This window comes from Thiocapsa sp. (genome assembly GCF_011390875.1).
Classification (GTDB): domain Bacteria; phylum Pseudomonadota; class Gammaproteobacteria; order Chromatiales; family Chromatiaceae; genus Thiocapsa.
The window spans coordinates 1-237 of sequence record NZ_JAABRP010000033.1; the positions used below are offsets into that span (position 1 = coordinate 1).

Sequence of the window (237 nt, forward strand, 5' to 3'; positions counted from 1 at the left end):
AGTCGGCAAGAAACCGCTGGAGCCGCGGGCGTTGTGACGATTGGATCAGAAGCTGCGCGCGGTAGCGCCCGCCGCGACGCTCCATCGGGGCAGGGACCGGGCCGTAGCAGTGCACCCCGGTCTGGGCGAGCCGTTCGGCAAGGCCTTCGGTAGATTCCTCGGTACGCCCTTCGGCAATCAGGCGGGCCCGGGTCAGAAAGGCCGTTGCGGTTTCGGCGGCCGGGGCCTCGGCGCGAA

1 pseudogene is annotated in these 237 nt (G+C 70.0%); it reads right to left on the reverse strand.

What is annotated here, in order from left to right:
- Positions 1-237: pseudogene (locus GPT33_RS04190) on the reverse strand (primosomal protein N'); the annotation flags it as partial.